We start from the raw sequence: 19,088 nt of genomic DNA, 5'->3' as shown, positions 1-19,088 counted from the left end.
ATGATGGTCAAAAGTGAGCTCCGGCATGTGTTCACGCCGGACCGGCCAACGCTACCCGGGTGCGAAGACATCATGTACAAAAGCGACAAGAAGCTCTTGATCCTCGATGCGGACGGCACCACCATCGATGCCTTCTCCGCCATCGAAGCAGCCTTCTCCCACCACGGCCTGGTGATCGGCGACGAGACCCGGTTCCAGAAACGGCACAAGCTGCTCAAGTACATGGGCGGCCTGAAGGAATTCCCGTCGATCATCCGCAAGAACCTGCGCAAGAACAGCCGCGCCCAGCTGATCGACACCCTCACCGGCATCTACCGGCAGGAAGCCCGGCTCTATGACGGCATCGCCGACCTGATCCGCGAGCTGATCGCCGCGCCCGACATCACGGTCGGCATCGTCACGCGCAACGTCACGATCGAACCGCTGGAAACCCTGCGCCAGCTGTTCCTGCGCCACGACATCGACATCGCCGAACTCGACTTCCTGGTCCACATTCCCCTCAAGGAGACCAAGACCGCCCAGTTCCGCGCCACGCGCGAACAGTTCGGCGTCAACCCGGCGCGCGCCTTCATCTGCGGCGACGAGCACAAGGACTTCATGGCGGCGGTCAGCACCGGCATGCACCCGTTCATGGTCTCCTACGGCTTCGAATGCCACGACCGGCTGACGACCAAGTTCGAGATCCCGCACGAGCTGATCTCACGCAGCTCGGCCGAGCTGTGCTGCCGGATCCGGCACGCGCTCGACCTGGGCGTGCTGGCTCAGGCGCCGTACCAGAACAGCAGCAGGCTGATGGCGCCGAATATCCAGTAGTCGACCGGCGCGCCGAATGCCCAGTGCTTATGCCAGGGCACGAGTTCCTGCTTGAAGCGGCGCCAGCCGAAGGCCGGATTGATGACGAACCACAGGTAGTCCTCGACGATCCAGAACAGCATGATCGAGGCCGCCACGCTGGCTTCGAGCTTCCACGACCACTGGCCCATGAAGAACAGCGGGAAGTGGAAGATCAGGCCGATGAAGGCGAACATCCACAGGTGGTAGCCGGTCAGCGCGCGCCCGCCCATGAAGATGTCGAGCAGCGGATGCTGCTCGATGCGCCAGGTCGGCAGGTTCGCCGCCCACCCGGCATCGCCTTCGATTTCCACTTCCACCCGCGCGAACAGGTAGGCCGCCACCAGTACCGCACCCACCATCGATACGACCCTGCCTCCATCCGACAATTCAACCATAAGCCTCTTCACGTAGACGATTACACTGCGGTTCACACCGCGGTTTGCACTGTGGCGCCGACTGCCCCAGCACGGTTTCCAGCACCTGCATGGCGGCGTGCGGCCGGCCCAGCGCCCTTGCACGGGCGGCCATGGCCTGCAGCCGTTCGGGATGCGCCAGCAGGTGGCGCACCCGGTATTCGAGGGTGGACAGGTCGGATGCCTTGAGCGCCGCCCCCTGCTCGAGCAGGTAGTTCGCGTTGTGTTCTTCCTGCCCCGGGATCGGCGCATTCACGATCATCGGCAGCCCCATCGCCAGGCATTCGGCGCTGGTGGCGCCGCCCGGCTTGGTCACCACCAGGTCGGCGCAGGCCATCAGGCGCTCGACGCGGTCGGTAAATCCTTGCGGCGCCAGCCGGCCTGGATAGCGCACCGCAAGACGCTGCAAGGCTGCCAGCTCGGCAGCGTTCTTGCCGGCCAGGGCGATCAGCTGGAAGTCGCCGGGGATGCCCAGGAGTTTTTCCGCCACCCGGCTCAAGCCGCCCAGCCCGGCGCCGCCCCCCATCAGCAACAAGGTCGTCAGCGCGGGATCGAGGCCGAGCTCGCGGGCGCATTCTTCACGGTTCTGCGCCTGGGAGAACGCCGGCATGGTCGGAATGCCGGCCACGTGGACCGCATGCGCCGGGATGCCCCGCTCGCGCATCCGGAACGCCACCTCGTCGTTGGCGGCGAAATAGCCGGCGACGTGCGGATGGAGCCACATGCGGTGCAGGTCGAAGTCGGTTACCTGCACCCAGACCGGGCAGGCCAGCTTGCCGGCCGCGATTCTCTCCGACAGGATCTCGGCCGGCTGGAAATGTGTGCAAACGATGGCGTCCGGCGCCAGCGCGGCGATCTCGTCGGCCAGCAGGCGGCAATCGCGCCGCTCGACCCAGCGCCGCAGGCGGTTGCACCAGCCGTCCGGATTGGCCTCGTCGGTCAGCCGGTATACGTGGCGCCACAGCCCCGGCATGCGGCCGATCAGGAGCAGATAAAAATCGGTGTAGACCTTGCGCAGGCGCGGCGCGGCGAAGGCCATCGCGTCCAGGTGGATCACCTTGACGTCGCCGTAGTCGGCGGCTGCGCGAGAACGGATGGCCTCGGCGACCCGGGTATGGCCGGCGCCGGCGGGCACGCTGAGCAAGAGGATCTTTTTCCCAGCAATGCCTTGTTGAAAGTCGCCCTGCCTCATGCACACGCCCCTCGGGTCACGGTATGCAGGCGAATGTAATCGCGAAATATGACCCGCCCATGACGGCGGGGTGCACCTTTACGCGAGGGCCAGCGATTCGCCCTGCTTGAGGATGGAGCGGAACAGCCGCAGTTGGCCGGCGGTGGTGTCGTCCCAGCTGAAGCCTTCGGCATAGCGGCGCACGGCGGCGCGGTCGGGGTAGTTGGCGCGCAGGCGCTTGACGCCTTCGGCCACGCCCTCGGAGGTACGCTCGTTAATCAGCACACCCGCCTCCGGCGCCGCCACCACTTCGGGCGTGCCATACACGCGGCTGGCCACCACGGGGGTGCCGCAGGCCATCGATTCGAGCAGCACATTGGCCCAGCCTTCGCGGCTGGACGACAGCACCATCGCATCGGCCTTGCCGTACTGGACGCGCAACTCCTGCTGCGAGACGGCGCCCAGGAAGGTGACGCGGTCTTCCAGCTTCAGCTCACGCACGAGATTTTCGAGCATGCCCCGGTTCGGGCCTTCGCCGGCGATCACCAGGCGCACGCCCGGCAACATGGGCAAGGCGCCGATGCTCAATTCCTGGGCCTTGACCGGCACCAGGTGGCCGACCGTGATCAGGGTGAACGGTGTTTCTTCTCGCTGCTCCGGCGGGCGGAACAGCTGCAGGTCGACGCCATTGCGCAGGGAGACGACGCGCGCCGGATCGATGCCCAGGCCAATCACCTCGTCGCGCAGCGCATTGGCCACCGTGATGATGCCGTCGGCGCGGCTGGCGGCCCAGTGGATCATCTTGCGCGGCAGCGCGAATTTGGGGAACAGCGTAATGTCCGAACCGCGCGCCGTGATCACGAAAGGCTTGTTGAAGTAGCGCGCCAGCATGGCCGCCGCGACGCCGTCCGGATAAAAATAATGGGCGTCGATCAGGTCGAAATCGTAGCCTTCGTCGATCATGCGCCCGATCGTGCCCTTGGCCGACTGGAACAGCAGCGCCGGCGCCACGTTCATGCCGATCTTCGGCACCACCAGGTAGGGTGGATGCTCGACCTGGATGCCGTGACGGACTTCGCGGCGTGGGACCTTGGCCTGGCGCGCATACTGCCCGAACCGTGGATTTTTGGAAGGGAACCACGGCGCCGGCGCCACCACGCGCGCCTCGACCTGGCCGCTGGCGACCAGGTGGCGCAGCCGGGTTTCCACAAAGATGCCGTGGCCCGGCTTTTCGCTGTTCGGGAACAGCGTGCTGAACGTCAGGATCTTCATCAGGCCGCGGCTCCGGTCAGGCGGCCGTAGATGCTCTTGTAGCGGCCCACGCTGGCTTTCCAGTTGCGCTCGCTTTCCACGAACTGGCGGCCTGCCGCGCGCAGCGCCGGCCATTCGGCCTGGGCGTCGATCAGGCCGCCGACCTTGACGGCCAGCGCCTGCGGATCGTCGGCCTTGAACAGCACGCCGGTCTTGCCGTCGACGATCAGTTCCTGGTGGCCGCCCACGTCGGACGCCGCCAGCACCCGGCCCTGGGCCATCGCCTCGAGCGGCTTGAGCGGCGTGACCAGGTCGGTCAGGCGCATCGACAGGCGCGGATACACCAGCACGTCCAGCAGGTCGTAATACATCTGCACCTGCTCGTGCGGCACCCGGCCCGTGAACACCACCTTGTCGACGATGTTCAAGTCCTTGGCCAGCTGGCGCAGGCGCGCGTCCTCCGGGCCGCCGCCGACCAGCAGCACGCGCAGGTCGGGACGCTCGGCGGTCAAGGCCGGCACCGCGCGCAGCAGGATGTCCAGGCCCTCGTAGGCATAGAACGAGCCGATGAAGCCGATCAGGCGCGCGCCATGCAGGCCGAGCTTGGTCTTGAGGTCCTGGTCGGCCACGCCGCCGACGGCGAACTTGTCGATGTCGACGGCGTTCGGGATCACCGTGATCTTGTCGGCCGGGATGCCGCGCGCCACGATGTCGCGGCGCAGGCCTTCGCAGATGGTGGTGACGGCATCGGCCTGCCTGAGCGCATGGGTTTCCAGCGCGCGCGTCAGGCGGTAGCGCAGGCCGCCCTCGGTCGAGGTGCCATGGTCGACCGCGGCGTCTTCCCAGAAGGCGCGTACTTCATACACGACGGGAATGCCGAACTTCTTGCCGGCCTTGAGCGCCGCGATCGCATTGAGCGACGGCGAGTGCGCATGCAGCACGTCCGGCTTGATCTGCGGGATGATCTCGGACAGGCGGCGCACCAGGCCGTCGATGACCTGCTTCTGGTTCAGCACCGGCAGCTTGGCCAGCGGGCTGTCCGCGACCGCCGTACGGTAGAAATGCAGGCCGTCCACCGTTTCTTCGCGCATATCGCCCGAGTTCTGCTTGGAGCCCGTCACATGAAAGGTCTCCCAGCCCAGCGCGCGCTGTTCGCGCAGGATCGATCGGGTGCGGAAGGTGTAGCCGCTGTGCAGCGGAATCGAATGATCCAGGACGTGGAGAACACGCATGACGGAATCCTTTTACGAGCGTTAGCGGCCGGTGGCGCTGAGGTAGCCGCAGGTGTCGATGATCGTCTTGTCGGCGAACAGCGACTCCTTGAGCGACAGGAACGGCTTGTGATTGACCAGCATGACGACGATCTGCGAACGCGCCAGCGCATCCTGCGGCGTGCGCAGCTCGCCTTTGTCGAGGCTGGCCGGCAGTGCCGAGATGTTCGGCTCGACCACGATCACGCGGCTGCTGTGCGATTTCGCGATCTCGGCGGCGATGTCGAGCGCCGGGCTTTCGCGCAGGTCGTCGATGTCGGGTTTGAAGGCCAGGCCGAAGCAGGCGATCGTGACGTCGGATTCCTTGCGCTCCGGGTTCGCGGCCAGGTATTTCTCGACTTCTTCCTTGACCTTGTCCAGCACCCAGTGCGGCTTGTAGTCGTTGACTTCGCGCGCCGCCTTGATCAGCTTCGACTGTTCCGGCGCGCTGTGCACGATGAACCACGGGTCGACCGCGATGCAGTGGCCGCCCACGCCCGGACCAGGACGCAGCACGTTCACGCGCGGATGGCGGTTGGCCAGCGCGATCAGTTCCCACACGTCGATGCCGAGCTTGCCGCAGATAACGGACAGTTCGTTGGCGAAGGCGATGTTCACGTCGCGGAAGGAATTCTCGGTGAGCTTGCACATCTCGGCCGTGCGCGAGTTGGTCTCGATGCACTCGCCCTGCACGAAGGTCTGGTACAGCGCGATGGCGCGCTCGGAGCAGGCCTTGGTGATGCCGCCGATGATGCGGTCGTTCGACACCAGCTCGTGGATCACCTTGCCCGGCAACACGCGCTCGGGGCAGTAGGCGAGATTGATGTCGGCTTCGTCGCTTGGTCCCAGCGGGATCTTGAGGTCGGGGCGCTCCTCGGCCAGCCATTTGGCCAGGCTTTCGGTGGTGCCCACGGGCGAAGTCGATTCGAGGATGACCAGGTCGCCTTTTTTGAGCACCGGCGCGATCGAGCGCGCCGCCGCCTCGACGTAGCTGACGTCGGGTTCGTGGTTGCCGCGGAACGGCGTCGGCACGGCGATCAGGAAGGCGTCGGCCGGCTGCACCGTGGTGGACGCCTTCAGGTAGCCCTGGTTGACGGCCGCGGCGACGATCATGTCCAGGTCGGGTTCGACGATATGGGTCTGGCCGCTGTTGATGGTGTCGACCGCATCCTGGTTGATATCGACGCCGATGACGTTCTTCTTGCGGGATGCAAACATTGCAGCGGTTGGGAGACCAATGTAGCCCAGACCGATCATCGAGATAGTATCAAAGGTGCTGCTCATGTTTTTCTCTTAAAAAGTTAAGGATGCGGGTCGCGGCGGTGCCGTCGCCGTAGGGATTGGTGGCCGAACTCATGCGCTCGTATTCGGCCGGGTCTTGCAGCAGCGTGCGGATGCCGCCGACGATGGAATCGATGCCGGTGCCGACCAGGCGCACGGTGCCGGCGGCCACGGCTTCGGGACGCTCGGTGGTGTCGCGCATGACGAGCACTGGTTTACCGAGCGATGGCGCTTCTTCCTGGATGCCGCCGGAATCGGTCAGCAGGATCGCCGCGCGGTTCATCAGGTAGACGAAAGGCAGGTAGCTCACCGGATCGATCAGGTGCACGTTCGGGTTGCCCTTCAGGATACGTTGCACCGGTTCCTGCACGTTGGGATTCAGGTGCACCGGATACAGCACCTCGACGTCCGGCATGCGGCTGACTTCATCCAGCGCGCGGCAGATGTTCTCGAAGCCGTCGCCGAAATTCTCGCGCCGGTGACCGGTCACCAGGATCAGCTTCTTCTTGCTGTCCAGGAAATCGAACTGGGCTTCCATCTCGCGCTTGAGCTGGGTATCGGTTTCCAGGCGCCGGACGACGTCCAGCAAGGCATCCACCACGGTATTACCGGTGACGCAGATATTCGCCGCCGGCACGCCTTCATTCAGCAGGTTCTGCCGGGCGTGCTCGGTCGGGGCGAAATGCAGGCTGGCGATCACGCCGGTCAGGCAGCGATTGACCTCTTCCGGCCACGGCGAGTAGATGTTTCCGGTACGCAGACCAGCTTCCACATGGCCCACCGGTATCCGCTCGTAATACGCGGCGAGGCTGGTCGCAAAAGTCGTGGTAGTATCGCCGTGAACAAAAACGACATCCGGACGCCACTCGCGCAGCACGCCGCGCATGCCCGTGAGCACCTTCGAGGTGATATCGGAGAGGTCCTGGCCCGGGGTCATCAGATTCAGGTCGAAATCGGGCGTCAGCGAAAACAGGCTCAATACCTGGTCCAGCATTTGCCGGTGCTGGGCGGTCACGCAGACCTTGACGTCGACGTCGGGCGATTCGGACAGTACGCGCACCACGGAAGCCATTTTGATTGCTTCCGGTCGCGTCCCGAAAACGGTGAGAACTTTAATAGTCATCTAATTGATTGCTGTCGTGAGACGATCGGAGGCGGCAAACACCAGTGCGCATTCTGAGTGGATGTCAACGGCGTTATGTTTCCTGATGGATAATTTTTTGACCAGGAAATTATACATCAAGCAATCTGATGCGAATTTCAATCGTGCGTTCCTATCGGAAAGCCCAACACCCCCTTCCCGCCCCACCGCAAGCGGCCTCCAGGCGTAAAGACACCTGCGATACTACCGCATCCATTAGAAATAAAATAAGCGATTTTCGTGGCCAATAACACAACCTTACAGCGGCTGTGTCATTGACAACTTGACCATACCCCGCTAGACGACACTATTCCACGATTTCGACAGGCGCATGGCGCAATTGATCAGGCCGACCATCGAATAGGTCTGCGGGAAGTTGCCCCACATCTCACCGGTGACCGGGTGCGTGTCTTCCGACAGCAGCCCGAGGTGGTTGCGCGCCGCCAGCATGGCCTCGAACACCTCGCGCGCTTCCTTCGTGCGCCCGATGCGCGCCAGCGCGTCGATGCGCCAGAAGGTGCAGATATTGAAGGCGGTCTCCGGCACGCCGAAATCGTCCGGCGCTTCGTAGCGGCGCATATAAGGGCCATCGCACAGCGATTTTTCCAGCGCGTCGACGGTGGCGACGAAGCGCGGATCTTTCGGGTCGATGAAATTGATCTCGGCCATCAGGAGCACGCTGGCGTCCAGGTCGCGCCCGCCCAGGCTTTCGGCGAAAGCCTGGCGCTCTTCGCTCCAGGCTTCCGCCAGCAGGCGGTTGCGGATCAGTTCGGCGCGCTCGGCCCAGAAGGCGGCGCGGTCCGGCAACTCCAGCACGTCGGCGATCTTGGCCAGGCGATCGCAGGCGGCCCAGTTCATCAGCACCGAGGAGGTGTGCACGCGGGCCCGGGTGCGCAGCTCCCACATGCCGGCGTCCGGCTCGGCCCACACGCGGAAGGCTTGCTCGCCCACCGCCTCCAGCAGCCGGAACTCGGGAAGCCCGGCGCGGCGGAACAGACGGTGGTCGAAGAAGGCCTGGGCCGCGCCGAGCACGATATTGCCGTACACATCGTGCTGGAAGTGTTCTTGCGCCTGGTTACCGACGCGCACCGGACGGTGGTTGCGGTAGCCGGGCAGGTGGTCGACGATCGACTCGGGCAACTGCTCCTCGAGGCCGATGCCGTACAAGGGCTGGATGTGCCCGCCCTTGGCGCGCGCCACCACATTGCCCAGCCAGCGCAGGTAGTCTTCCATGGTGCCGACCTCGGACAGGCTGTTCAGGGCCCGGATCACGAAGAAGGCGTCGCGCAGCCAGCAGAAGCGGTAATCCCAGTTGCGCTCGCTGCCCGGAGCTTCCGGGATGCTGGTGGTCATGGCGGCGATGATGGCGCCGGTGTCTTCGAACAGCGACAGTTTCAAGGTGATCGCGGCGCGGATCACGACGTCCTGCCATTCGAGCGGCACCGCCAGGCGGCGCGTCCAGGTGCGCCAGTAGCCGATCGTCTCTTTCTCGAAGCGGTGGGCGGTATCCTTGATGCCGTCGGCCAGGGTCTCGTCCGGTCCCAGCATGAAATTCATCGGCCGGTCGAGCAGGAAGAACGATTCGGACAGCACGTAGCTGAGCGAGGCGTCGGTGTTCAGGCGCAGCGTCTGGTCCGGCCCGACGTAGCGGATGTGGTGGCTGCCCTGGGTGATCTCGGGCTGTTTCGCGCCATACTCGAAGCGCGGCCGCAGCTTCATGCGCACGCGCACGCCGGCGCCGAGCGGCTTGACGCGGCGGATCAGCATCAGGGGCCGGAACATGCGGTCGCGGCTCAGGAAGCGCGGCGCGAAATCGGTGATTTCGATGCCGTTGCCGGCCTCGTCGTACAGGCGCGTGCGCAACACCGCCGTGTTCGGCTCATAGGCTTGCTCGCTGCGCACGACGTCCTCGAGCTCGATGCTCCACAGGCTGCCGTTCTCGCTCGGGTCGACCAGGGCGTTGAACACCGGATCGCCGTCGAAACGCGGCAGGCAGGACCACACCACGCGACCCATGCGGTCGATCATGGCGCTGAAGGCGCAATTGCCGACCACGCCGCAATCGAGGGAGCCGGGCGCGTCGTGCACTGCGGTCGATGTGCACTGTGGGGAAATATCACTCATGCTGAATCCTTTCCTGTGATTGACGTGGCGGCGGCCTGCGCCAGCGCATCGCGCACCGCCTGGCTCGATGCGATGCGGCAGCTGGCCACCGTCGGCCCCGGCCCGACCTTAAGGCCGATGCCGCCGACGCGTTCCACGTGATCGAAACCGGCTTCGTCGGTGGTGTCGTCGCCGATGAACAGCGCGCGATGGCCAAGAAACGGCGGCTCGGCCAGGAAGTCGCGGACCGCCGTGCCCTTGCTGACGCCGGCGGCCTTGATCTCGACGATCATCTTGCCCTCCATGAGCAGCAGGCCCAGGCTGCTGCGCACCGCGTCCGCCATGGTCTCGACGCACAGCGCCTGCAGTTCCGGCGCCTGGCGATAGTGCAGCGCCAGCGCGCCATGCTTTTCCTCGACCCACAGGCCGGGATGGCGCGCCGCCAGCGTGTGGGCCTGGGTGCGCACCGTGGAAAAATCCGGCGCCGGCAGCTGGCGCAGCACGCCGTCGAAGCCGCGCCGCTCCATGCCGTGCACGCCCGCGGCCGGCAGGACCAGGGGAGCCAGCAGCCGGTCGAGTTCGGCGACGGGGCGGCCCGAGACGATGGCCAGCCGGCCGTCCAGCCGCGCTTGCAGCGCCGCGAGCGAGGACAATAATTCGGGGGTCACGACCACCAGGTCAGGGCGCGGCGCGATGTCCACCAGCGTGCCGTCGAAATCGAGGAATAGTGCGCAATCGGGCGCGGCCAGCAGGTCCAGCGCTTCCTGCGCACTCATCTGTTCGTTCGGATGCACGGTTGCATTCATGCGTCCCCCTTTCGTACCCGGTTCTGGCTGAGCGAATTGATCCTGGAGCGCACGCGCTCGCGCTGGCGCAGGCGCGCCGCGTCCTGCAGCATGCGGCCGGCCCAGCGGTAGACGTTGAAGTCGCGCACCCGCACGCGCATGGTGCGCATGCGTTCGCGCTGCTCGTCCTGCGGCATGCGTAGTGCGCGGTACAGCGCTTCGGCGCCCTCTTCGATGTGATACGGGTTGACGATCAGCGCCTCGTGCAGCTCGCGGGCGGCGCCGGTGAACTGGCTCAGGATCAGCACGCCCTGCTCGTCGTCGCGTGAGGCGATGAATTCCTTGGCCACCAGGTTCATGCCATCGTGCAGGCTGGTCACGCTGCACACCTCGGAAGCGCGGAAATAAGTGCGCAATTGTGCTTGTTCATGGTGTTCGGTCTTGAGGATGATGGGCAGGTAGCTGCCGCTGGAAAAGCGCTGGTTGATGCGCTGGGCCAGCGCGCGCACCCGCGCTTCGAAGTTCTGGTATTCGTCGAGCGAGGACCGGGTGGGCGCTGCGATCTGCACAAAGGTGAACTTGCCGACCATGTCCGGATGCAGTTCGAGCATGCGCTCGACTGCCTGGAAGCGCTCGACGATACCCTTGGTGTAATCCAGGCGGTCGACGCCGATGCCCAGCAGCTGGTCTGGCGGCACCGACAGCGCCTGGCGGATCTCGGCGCGGCAGGCGGCGACGTCGCATTCGTCCGGGGCCGGCTGCGGCCAGGCGATCGAGATCGGATACGGCTTCACCTGGGTCAGCTCGTTGCCGTAGCTGACGGTCGAGGCCTCGTTCTCGATGCGGGTCTCGAGGTAGCGGTCCACCGTGTCGAGGAAGTTCTTGCGGTGGAACGGCGTGTGGAAGCCGAGGATCGTGCTGCCCAGCATGCCGTCGAGGATTTCTTCACGCCACGGGCAGATGCCGAACGATTCCGGATTCGGCCAGGGGATGTGCCAGAAAGTGATGATGGTGGCCTTCGGCAGCACCGCGCGCACCATGCGCGGCAACAAGGCGAAGTGGTAATCCTGTACCAGCACCACCGGGTTGTCGGAGCGCGCCTCGGCGATCACGGCGTCGGCGAAGCGCTGGTTGACCCGGACGTATTCGGCCCAGTCGGACGAACGGAACACCGGCCGCACGTGAGCGATATGGCACAACGGCCACAGGCCCTCGTTGGCGAAACCGTAGTAATAGCCCTGCTCTTCTTCCTTCGACAGCCAGACGCGGCGCAAGGTATAGCTCGGGTTCTCGGGCGGCACGCGCACATGGTCGTTGGCGTCGACCGTGTCGCGGTCGGCCGAGCCGGCGCCGTGCGCGATCCAGGTGCCGGAGCAGGCGCGCATCACCGCCTCGACCGCGGTCACCAGGCCGCTGGCCGGGCGCTGCACCTTGACGCCATTCGGCGTGTTTACGTGGATATACGGCTCGCGGTTCGAGACCACCAGGATCTCGTCGCCCGCCAGGTCCTGGTTCAGCAAGGTCTTGAGCGTGTCGGCGCCCCAGGTCTGGGATTCGACGCCGCTGCCCTGCAGCTCGCGGTTGTATTCGTTGAGCAGTGCGCGCAATTCGCTGGCCAGCGGCGCGATTTCCGGCGGCATGTCCTTCGACGCGCGCGGCGACAGCTCGCCGCGCAGCATCTCGCGCACGCCATTGAGCCAGCCGTGCCAGCTCAGGTGCGCGATCAGCACGGTGATCAGGGAGATGGCGCCCGCCAGCACGACGAACAGCCCGACGATGTATTTCTTGGTGTCTTCGCTGCGCCGCTCGATGAAACTCATGTCCTGCACCAGGATCAGGCGGCCGGCGGAGATGCCGTCCTGGGTCAGCTCGCGGCTCGAGACATGGACAGGCCCGCGCGGCAGGCGCACGACGGGATTGGCATCCTCGCCGTCCGCGCCCTGGCGGCAGCCGAGGGATTCCGGATAGGTATCGGTCTTGTAGCGCAGGGTTCCGCCGGGATCGCAGAAGGCGAGCGCATACAGGCGCTCGTCCTGGATCGCACGGCTGAACGCGTCGTTGATGCGCGCGGAATCATTGTCCTCAAGGTAGTTGAGCAGCGGCTGTTGCAGCGTGCTCGATACCAGTTGGGAACGCGTATCGAGGTCCCGTACGAACCAGCGTACGGTGAGATTTTCCATCCATGGAATCGCGAAATAACCGAACAGCGCCAGCACCAGGGCCAGCGGGACGATGAAGCGCATGGATAGTTGTACCGATCTGAACCGCATGAAGCTCCTTCAAGATGGGACGACGTCGCCGACCATTTGAGTATAGCTATTTGCAAATTTTCACGTCGCAACGTTGCGCACCGCAACATAAGTGGCCCAGACCGGCGGAAGGGGCGCCCATGGGCGCCCCTGCGGTTTAACTCGGCACCCGTTGCAGCACGAATTCGGCACGCGGCTTGGCGTGGCGCTCCAGGCGATAGGTCAGGGTCTTGCCATCCTCGCTGAGGGTGACCGTCCAGATATTCGTTTCCGCGCCCGGCACGAGGTCGGCGGTGTATTTGTCGGCCAGGAAAGCCTGCGAGCGCGCGGTGCCGCCCTCCTTCGCCATGCCGCCATACATCGTGACCTTGTGCGGCTTGCCGTCGGGATAGCGGTGATCGTGGCGCAGTTCCAGCCCGGCCTGCGGGCGGGTGAAGATCCAGGTGCGCGAACGGTCTTCGCCGACCTGCACCGGCATGCGGATCTCGGTCGGGCTGCAATCGACCCGGGTCGAGATCTTCTTGCCGGCGAACTCGTTGTTCGGGTCGACCGCATACGATTGCGCACCTTCGAAGCGCTGGCCGCACATGCCCTGCAAGGTGGCCATGAACTGATCGCGCGAGTCGGCTGGCGACGGGGTAGCGGCGCAGCCGGCGATCAGGGTGGCGGCAGCAATGACGGGGAGGATGGCTTTCATTGGATTCCGGTTGTTATTGAACGAATAGCAAGAGTAACACGGCAGTACTTGCAAAAATCCTGCTTGCTTCCTCGCTTATATTCCTTGCACACTGGCATTCCCCACATGCAAGATAGGATCACGATGTCCGTTTCCCTTACCGTGCGCCGCACCGGCGCCCTGCTCTTCGCCATCTCCGCAATGAGTCTTTCGCCGCTGGCCTGCGCCACCACCATCCTCTTCGTTGGCAACAGCTTCACCTACGGCGCCGGCGCGCCGGCGGTGAATGGCTTCCGCCCGCACACGGTAACCGACCTCAACGGCACGACGATCGGCGGCGTGCCGGCGCTGTTCAAGGCGATGACGGAACAGGCGGGACTGGACTACGAAGTGAGCCTGGAGACGGAAGGCGGCGCCGGCCTCGATTTTCATTACAAACACCGCCACGGCGTCATCGTGAAACCGTGGGATATCGTGCTGCTGCAAGGTTATAGCACGCTGGACCAGGACGCGCCCGGCGATCCCGCAAAACTGATCCATTACAGCGGCCTGCTGGCCCAGGCATTCCACCAGCAGAACCCGCAGGTCGACGTACGCTTGAATGCGACATGGTCGCGCGCCGACCAGGCCTGGCTGGCGAACGGCACCTGGTACGGCAAGCCGATCGCGCAGATGGCGCTGGACGTTCGTCGCGGCCATGATGCGGCCCATGCTGCATCGCGCTTCATCAGCGGCGTGATCCCGGTTGGCGAAGCGTGGAACCGCGCGATCGCCGGCGGCGTGGCCGCCGCCAATCCCTACCGCGCCATACCGGCCGGCCAGGTCAATCTATGGGGAGACGACGCCTATCACGGCAGCGCCCATGGCTATTATCTGGAGGCGCTGACCATCTTCGGCAGCGTGACCGGACGCGATCCGCGCTCGCTCGGCGCCGGCGATGCGATCGCACGCGAGATCGGCATCGACGCGCGTACCGCTGCCGCCCTGCAAGGCATTGCTGCGGAACAGCTGGCTTCTGAAAAAGTCCGGGAACCGGCCCTGCCCTGACGCTTGAAAATCCGGACGCACAAAAGAAAACGCCACCTGGACGGTGGCGTTTTCTTTTGTGCGACCAACACGTGTCAACCGAAGATGAAATACAGGATGACGAGCACGACAGCAGGAATACCCAGCAGCCAACCAATGAAATACTTACCCATGATGAACTCCTCTCAGATGCTTGTTGTCGATGGGTTCATGATGCCGGGCACGAGCAGCGTGGTCAGTTAGGTACTGCACATCCCGAAGAAATTGATTTCGCCCTTGTTTCGACAGTGCAAGACGCGCACGCCAGAAAAGGGCGGTGCGCCGGGCATTTTCACGCAGGGCTATACTGAATCATCACTTGTCGCCATGCAGAAGTCCTGGCTCAACATTATCGGGACGATGTCGCGGGCGATTGCCATCACACCATTTTTACAGGGGGTAATATGCCAACAACCTGGACGATCGCAGCCAATGCTGGCCGTGCACGCATCTTTTCCGACGCCGATAACGCGGCATCCTTGCAGGAGGTCGAAGACCTGGTCAATCCTGCCGCGCAACAGCGCGAGCTGGACATCGTCACTGACAAGATGAGCCCGCGTTCCGCGCAGAACAGCGGCCATAATATCGGCGGCGGACAAGGTGGCGGATTCCAGCACGCCGCGCCTGCCGGCGCACAGGGCAACGATTACCAGCCGGCCGTCACGCCGACCGAACACGAGACGCAGAAATTTGCCAAGGATGTGTCGAACTACCTGCAGCAGGCACACCAGGCCGGCCGCTTCCAGCAGCTGGTGGTGTCGGCGTCGCCCGAGTTCCTGGGCGTGCTCCGTTCGACCATCGACCCGCAACTCAAATCGCTGATCAAGCGCGAAGTCAACAAGGACTATACGCACTCGAACGGCCAGGAATTGCGCGCCCAGCTGGATGCGCATCAGGACAAGTCAGCGTAAATCCTTCACCGCCAGGCCTGTCCGACGACGGGCCCGGCCTGGTTGCCTGCCATCATGCCCTGCGGTACGCTTGCCGCATGCACATCAGTGAACAACCCACCCACACCCTCGAGCTGCGCGTGCGCGAGCTGCAGCAGCTGTTCAACTCGCTCGATCCGGCGCCCTTCCTGAACAAGGACCTCGACCACGCCTGCGAGGCGTATATCGAGAACTGGGCGCTGTCGCTGCCGCCCGCCAGCCTGCTGCACCTGAACATCCACGTCGCGCAGCTGCCGCCGGTGGGACAGGCCGGCGACATGGTCGCGGATGCGATCCACAACTATTATGGCTACAAGGTGGAGCTGGTGCGCGGCGAGCTGAAGCAACTGCTGCGCCAGGGCCGCATCAGCCTGGCGATCGGCGTGGCCTTCGTCGTCAGCTGCCTGTTGCTGGCGGCCGCCATCGAGACGTTTTCCAGCGGTCACTTCGCCAGGATCGCGCGCGAAAGCCTGACCATCATCGGCTGGGTGGCGATGTGGCGGCCGGCCCAGATCTTCCTGTACGACTGGTGGCCGCTGACGGGCCGCATCAAGGTGTTCGAGAACCTGCGCTTCGCGCGCGTCAGCGTGGTGCAGGACTAGATTCCAGGGAGAAGATGGCGCGCAGGTCGTCCGCCTGCAGTCCCGGCGCCAGCTCGGTTTCCTCCTCGTTGACCAGCACCGCATCCGCCAGCTCGCCCTTGCGGCGCTGCAGTTCCTGGATTTTCTCTTCCAGCGTTCCGCGCGCGATCAGCTTGTAGACGAAGACCGGCTGCTGCTGGCCGATGCGCCAGGCGCGGTCGGTGGCCTGTTTTTCGGTGGCCGGGTTCCACCACGGGTCGTAATGAATGACGGTGTCGGCCGCCGTCAGGTTCAGCCCCACTCCGCCGGCCTTCAGGCTGATCAGGAACACCCCGACCTGCCCCTGCTGGAAGGCGGCGACCGGGGCGGCGCGGTCGAGCGTACTGCCGGTGAGCTCGACGAAATCGGTGCCGCGCTCGCGCAATGCCGCGCCGACCAGGGCCAGCATGCTGGTGAACTGCGAGAACACCAGCACCTTGCGGCCTTCGCTGCTCAAGGTATCGAGCAGCTCCATCAGCGTATCGAGCTTGGCCGAGGCGGTCGCGCTCATTGGTTCGATCAGGCGTGGATCGCAGCACACCTGGCGCAGCTTGAGCAGTGCCTCGAGGATCACGATGTGGCTGCGCGCCAGGCCCTTGCGGTCGATCTCGGCCCGCACCTTGCGGTCCATCGCCACCCGCACCGTCTCGTACAGGTCGCGCTGCGCGCTGCCCAGCTCGACCGGCAGCACGATCTCGGTCTTGGGCGGCAGTTCTTTGGCCACCTTGTCCTTGGTCCGGCGCAGCATGAAGGGTTTGACGCGGCGCGCCAGGAAATCCTTGCGCTGCACGTCGCCGCCCTTCTCGATCGGCTTGCGGTAATCGGCCTTGAAGGATTTTTCGTTGCCCAGCAAGCCCGGCATCAGGAAGTTGAACTGCGACCACAGCTCGCCCAGGTGATTCTGCACCGGCGTGCCGGTCAGGCACAGGCGATGGCGCGCATCGAGCAGGCGCGCGGTCTGCGCGGCCTTGGTGCGGCTGTTCTTGATGTACTGCGCTTCGTCCAGGATCAGCAGGTGGTAGCGGTGCCGGCGCAGCGCATCCTCGTCGCGGCCCAGCAAGGCATAGGTGGTCAGCACCAGGTCGTGCTCGCCGATGGCGTCGAACTGCGCGGCGCGTTCCTTGCCGTGCAGGAGCAGCACCCGCAGGCCGGGCGCGAAGCGCGCGGCTTCGGCCTGCCAGTTCGGCATCAGGCTGGTCGGCGCCACGACCAGGGCCGGCGCATCGAGGCGGCCAGCCTCTTTCTCGAGCAGGATGTGGGCCAGCGTCTGGATGGTTTTACCCAGCCCCATATCGTCGGCCAGGATGCCGCCGAAGCCGTATTCACGCAGGAACTGCAGCCAGGCCAGGCCGCCCAGTTGGTAGGGCCGCAAGGCGGCCTGCAAGCCCGCCGGCGGCGCGACGGCCTGGATGCCGCCGAAACTGTCGAGCTTGCGGCCCAGTTCGCGCAGCCGCTCGCCGCCGATCCAGCGCAGCCGCGCGGCGCGTTCCAGTTCGGCCAGGCGCGCCGCATCCATGGCCGGCAGGCGCACCCCTTTGCCCAGACGCTCGCCGAAATACAGCTCGCCCAGGGTGGTCAGAATCGGCTTGACGCGGCCCCACGGCAGGGCCACGCGCTCGAAGGTGTCCAGCTCGACCAGCAGGTCTTCCTCGTCGCCGCGCGCGGCCAGCGCCGACGCAGAGAAGTCGTGCGGCGCGGCGCGCACCATCTGCACCAGCAGCGGCAGCACGGCATGGCGCTCACCGCCGACGACGATGCCCAGCTCCAGCGAGAACCAGGCGTTGCCGCCCTCGCCTTCTTCGTCGAGTTCGGCGTACCAGTCGTCGACCTCGGCCAGGTCGAAGCGGTAATCGTCTTCCATGTCGATCTGCCAGCCTGCGGCGCGCAGGCGCGGTACATCGCGCTGCGCGAACGCAAGCCAGGCGGCGTCGTCGGCCAGAGTGAGCACGCCCGGCAAGTCTTCGAGGGGCGAGCCGGCCGGCGGTGCATGGAAGCCGATTCCAGTAAGCAAGGCCATGGCCGCAGCCTCGGCGGCAAGGTCGCGCTCGATGAGCTGGACCACGCCGTCCTCGACCGAGCGCAACACCGGCTCGTCGAAGCCTTCGGTGGAATAGCCGTCGTACTCGAAATACGGCAGCGCATGGTCATGCCAGTCCTCGTTGCGGCCCCAGCCGACGTCCATGCTGTCGAGCAGCAGGCAGGGCATCGGGACGATATCCTTGCGCACCCGGGTCTCGATTGCCTGCGGCGGCGGCACGAGGCGTTCCAGCCCCAGCTCGGCCAGGCGCGCGGCCATGCCGGCGCGCTGCTCGGGCTGCAGGCGCGGCGCCTGGGCGACCAGGTTCAGCAGGGATGTCGGCGGCAGCGCCGCCAGGGCGTTGGGCAGCGCAAGCTCGCCGAGCATGTAGTCATGCACGTACAGGGGCGGATCGGTCGGCAGCACGCCGATCGGGGTATCGATATCCCGGCAGAACCAGTCGAGCAGGACGGAGTCGTCGCCGAAAAGCGAACGCCAGCCGAGCGTGGCCTCGCGGCGCGGACCGGGTCGCAGGTAATAGAACTTGTTGCGCCGCAGGTCATCGTCGGACCATGCCAGCAGCAGCCGTTCCTCGGTGCACAGGCGCGTTACCAGGCGTGCGCCAACCGCCCCCGACGCGGCGGCGTCGCTCGCAACCAGGCCGCCCGCCTGCAGCGCTGCAAACTGGCGCAGCAGTTCTTCGTCGCCAGGATCGCGCGACGCCGGCAGCGCGCGCAGCAAGGCATGGACGTCGTGGATCGGTGTGGTGCCGCTGATGTCGCCGTTCCTGCGCAGGCGCGCGCGGCGCAGGTGCAAGCGCGGCGCGCCGCCGGCCGGATCCGGGGTGAGCACCCAGGCCAGCTTGAAGGAAGCGCCTTCGCTTGCCGCGGCTTTCGCCGGGGCTGCCTGCGACAGCCGTGCCATCTGCTGCAGCCACTCTTCGGCGCGCGCCGCAACGGCCGCCGGCGACTGCGCCATCTCGCGCCGGTAGCGTTCGAGCTCGGCCAGCAGCACCGCCACCACGTGCTTGCAGTTGTAGCTCATGGGACAGCTGCAACTGCCCTGGAAATCGATGCCGCCGCGGCCCGACTTGAAGCGGATGGTCTGGCGGTACAGTTCGCCGCCGCTGCCGCCGACTTCGCCGATCAGCTTGTCGTCATCGCGGCGCGCGCTACGCACCTTGCCCTTGCGCGCGTAGTCTTCTCCGCGCTGCAAGGTCCCGGCGTCGAAGTTGCGTGTCAGGTCGGCATGGTCGTAGTACATGGGCGGCGAGGCGTGACGGTCAAACCGCCATTATCGCCCA

The 19,088-nt window shown here is 65.3% G+C and carries 15 protein-coding genes; 4 read left to right on the top strand and 11 right to left on the bottom strand.

All coding sequences use genetic code 11. The features are described 5' to 3' along the window. The first annotated feature begins 72 nt into the window (after window positions 1-72). Window positions 73-813 (top strand): HAD family hydrolase, encoded by a 741-nt coding sequence (locus J3U95_RS03845; RefSeq protein WP_123068536.1) that lies wholly within the window; start codon window positions 73-75, stop codon window positions 811-813. Here the strand turns inward: J3U95_RS03845 and J3U95_RS03840 are convergent. From J3U95_RS03840 to J3U95_RS03795, 10 genes are all read right to left on the bottom strand, one after another. Further along, window positions 762-1,229 carry a hypothetical protein gene (locus J3U95_RS03840; protein ID WP_147936825.1) on the bottom strand — a complete coding sequence of 156 codons (468 nt, stop codon included), beginning with the start codon at window positions 1,227-1,229 and terminating at the stop codon, window positions 762-764. The genes J3U95_RS03845 and J3U95_RS03840 overlap by 52 nt on opposite strands. Further along, window positions 1,222-2,439 carry an MGDG synthase family glycosyltransferase gene (locus J3U95_RS03835; protein ID WP_229519619.1) on the bottom strand — a complete coding sequence of 406 codons (1,218 nt, stop codon included), beginning with the start codon at window positions 2,437-2,439 and terminating at the stop codon, window positions 1,222-1,224. The genes J3U95_RS03840 and J3U95_RS03835 overlap by 8 nt, the downstream gene beginning before the upstream one ends. A 78-nt stretch (window positions 2,440-2,517) precedes the next feature. Further along, window positions 2,518-3,690 (bottom strand): glycosyltransferase family 4 protein, encoded by a 1,173-nt coding sequence (locus J3U95_RS03830; protein WP_208277332.1) that lies wholly within the window; start codon window positions 3,688-3,690, stop codon window positions 2,518-2,520. Then, window positions 3,690-4,901, bottom strand: coding sequence for a TIGR04063 family PEP-CTERM/XrtA system glycosyltransferase (locus tag J3U95_RS03825; RefSeq protein ID WP_208277331.1), 1,212 nt, complete (start codon window positions 4,899-4,901; stop codon window positions 3,690-3,692). Before J3U95_RS03825 ends, J3U95_RS03830 begins: the two co-directional genes overlap by 1 nt. Before the next feature lie 21 nt (window positions 4,902-4,922). Next, a complete protein-coding gene (wecC, locus tag J3U95_RS03820) occupies window positions 4,923-6,203 on the bottom strand; it encodes a UDP-N-acetyl-D-mannosamine dehydrogenase (RefSeq protein WP_208277330.1) in 1,281 nt (426 codons plus the stop codon). Then, entirely contained in the window at window positions 6,187-7,323 is a 1,137-nt protein-coding gene (wecB, locus tag J3U95_RS03815; RefSeq protein WP_177185498.1) for a non-hydrolyzing UDP-N-acetylglucosamine 2-epimerase, read from the bottom strand. Before wecB ends, wecC begins: the two co-directional genes overlap by 17 nt. A 315-nt stretch (window positions 7,324-7,638) precedes the next feature. Then, on the bottom strand, window positions 7,639-9,465 hold the full coding sequence (locus tag J3U95_RS03810; RefSeq protein WP_208277329.1) for a glycoside hydrolase family 15 protein: 1,827 nt from the start codon (window positions 9,463-9,465) through the stop codon (window positions 7,639-7,641). Beyond that, on the bottom strand, window positions 9,462-10,250 hold the full coding sequence (gene otsB, locus J3U95_RS03805) for a trehalose-phosphatase (RefSeq protein ID WP_208277328.1): 789 nt from the start codon (window positions 10,248-10,250) through the stop codon (window positions 9,462-9,464). The genes J3U95_RS03810 and otsB overlap by 4 nt, the downstream gene beginning before the upstream one ends. After that, on the bottom strand, window positions 10,247-12,499 hold the full coding sequence (locus J3U95_RS03800; protein WP_208277327.1) for an alpha,alpha-trehalose-phosphate synthase (UDP-forming): 2,253 nt from the start codon (window positions 12,497-12,499) through the stop codon (window positions 10,247-10,249). Before J3U95_RS03800 ends, otsB begins: the two co-directional genes overlap by 4 nt. Before the next feature lie 136 nt (window positions 12,500-12,635). Further along, the gene (locus J3U95_RS03795; RefSeq protein ID WP_208277326.1) at window positions 12,636-13,175 is read right to left on the bottom strand and encodes a hypothetical protein; all 540 of its coding nucleotides are present in this window, start codon (window positions 13,173-13,175) and stop codon (window positions 12,636-12,638) included. A gap of 123 nt (window positions 13,176-13,298) precedes the next feature. On the opposite strand from J3U95_RS03795, the gene J3U95_RS03790 reads away from it, so the two are divergent. From J3U95_RS03790 to J3U95_RS03780, 3 genes are all read left to right on the top strand, one after another. Next, window positions 13,299-14,201 carry a PEP-CTERM sorting domain-containing protein gene (locus J3U95_RS03790; protein ID WP_208277325.1) on the top strand — a complete coding sequence of 301 codons (903 nt, stop codon included), beginning with the start codon at window positions 13,299-13,301 and terminating at the stop codon, window positions 14,199-14,201. A gap of 422 nt (window positions 14,202-14,623) precedes the next feature. Then, on the top strand, window positions 14,624-15,130 hold the full coding sequence (locus J3U95_RS03785; RefSeq protein WP_208277324.1) for a host attachment protein: 507 nt from the start codon (window positions 14,624-14,626) through the stop codon (window positions 15,128-15,130). A gap of 77 nt (window positions 15,131-15,207) precedes the next feature. After that, window positions 15,208-15,750, top strand: a complete 543-nt coding sequence (locus tag J3U95_RS03780) for a hypothetical protein (protein ID WP_208277323.1) — start codon at window positions 15,208-15,210, stop codon at window positions 15,748-15,750. Here J3U95_RS03780 and J3U95_RS03775 read toward each other — a convergent pair. Then, on the bottom strand, window positions 15,731-19,048 hold the full coding sequence (locus tag J3U95_RS03775; RefSeq protein WP_208277322.1) for a DEAD/DEAH box helicase: 3,318 nt from the start codon (window positions 19,046-19,048) through the stop codon (window positions 15,731-15,733). The two genes, J3U95_RS03780 and J3U95_RS03775, sit on opposite strands and share 20 nt — an antisense overlap. Between the last annotated feature and the right edge of the window lie 40 nt (window positions 19,049-19,088).

Origin of the sequence: Massilia oculi, assembly GCF_017582745.1 — a bacterium.
Lineage (GTDB): Bacteria > Pseudomonadota > Gammaproteobacteria > Burkholderiales > Burkholderiaceae_D > Telluria > Telluria oculi_A.
This window is presented reverse-complemented; position numbering and strand designations above follow the sequence as displayed.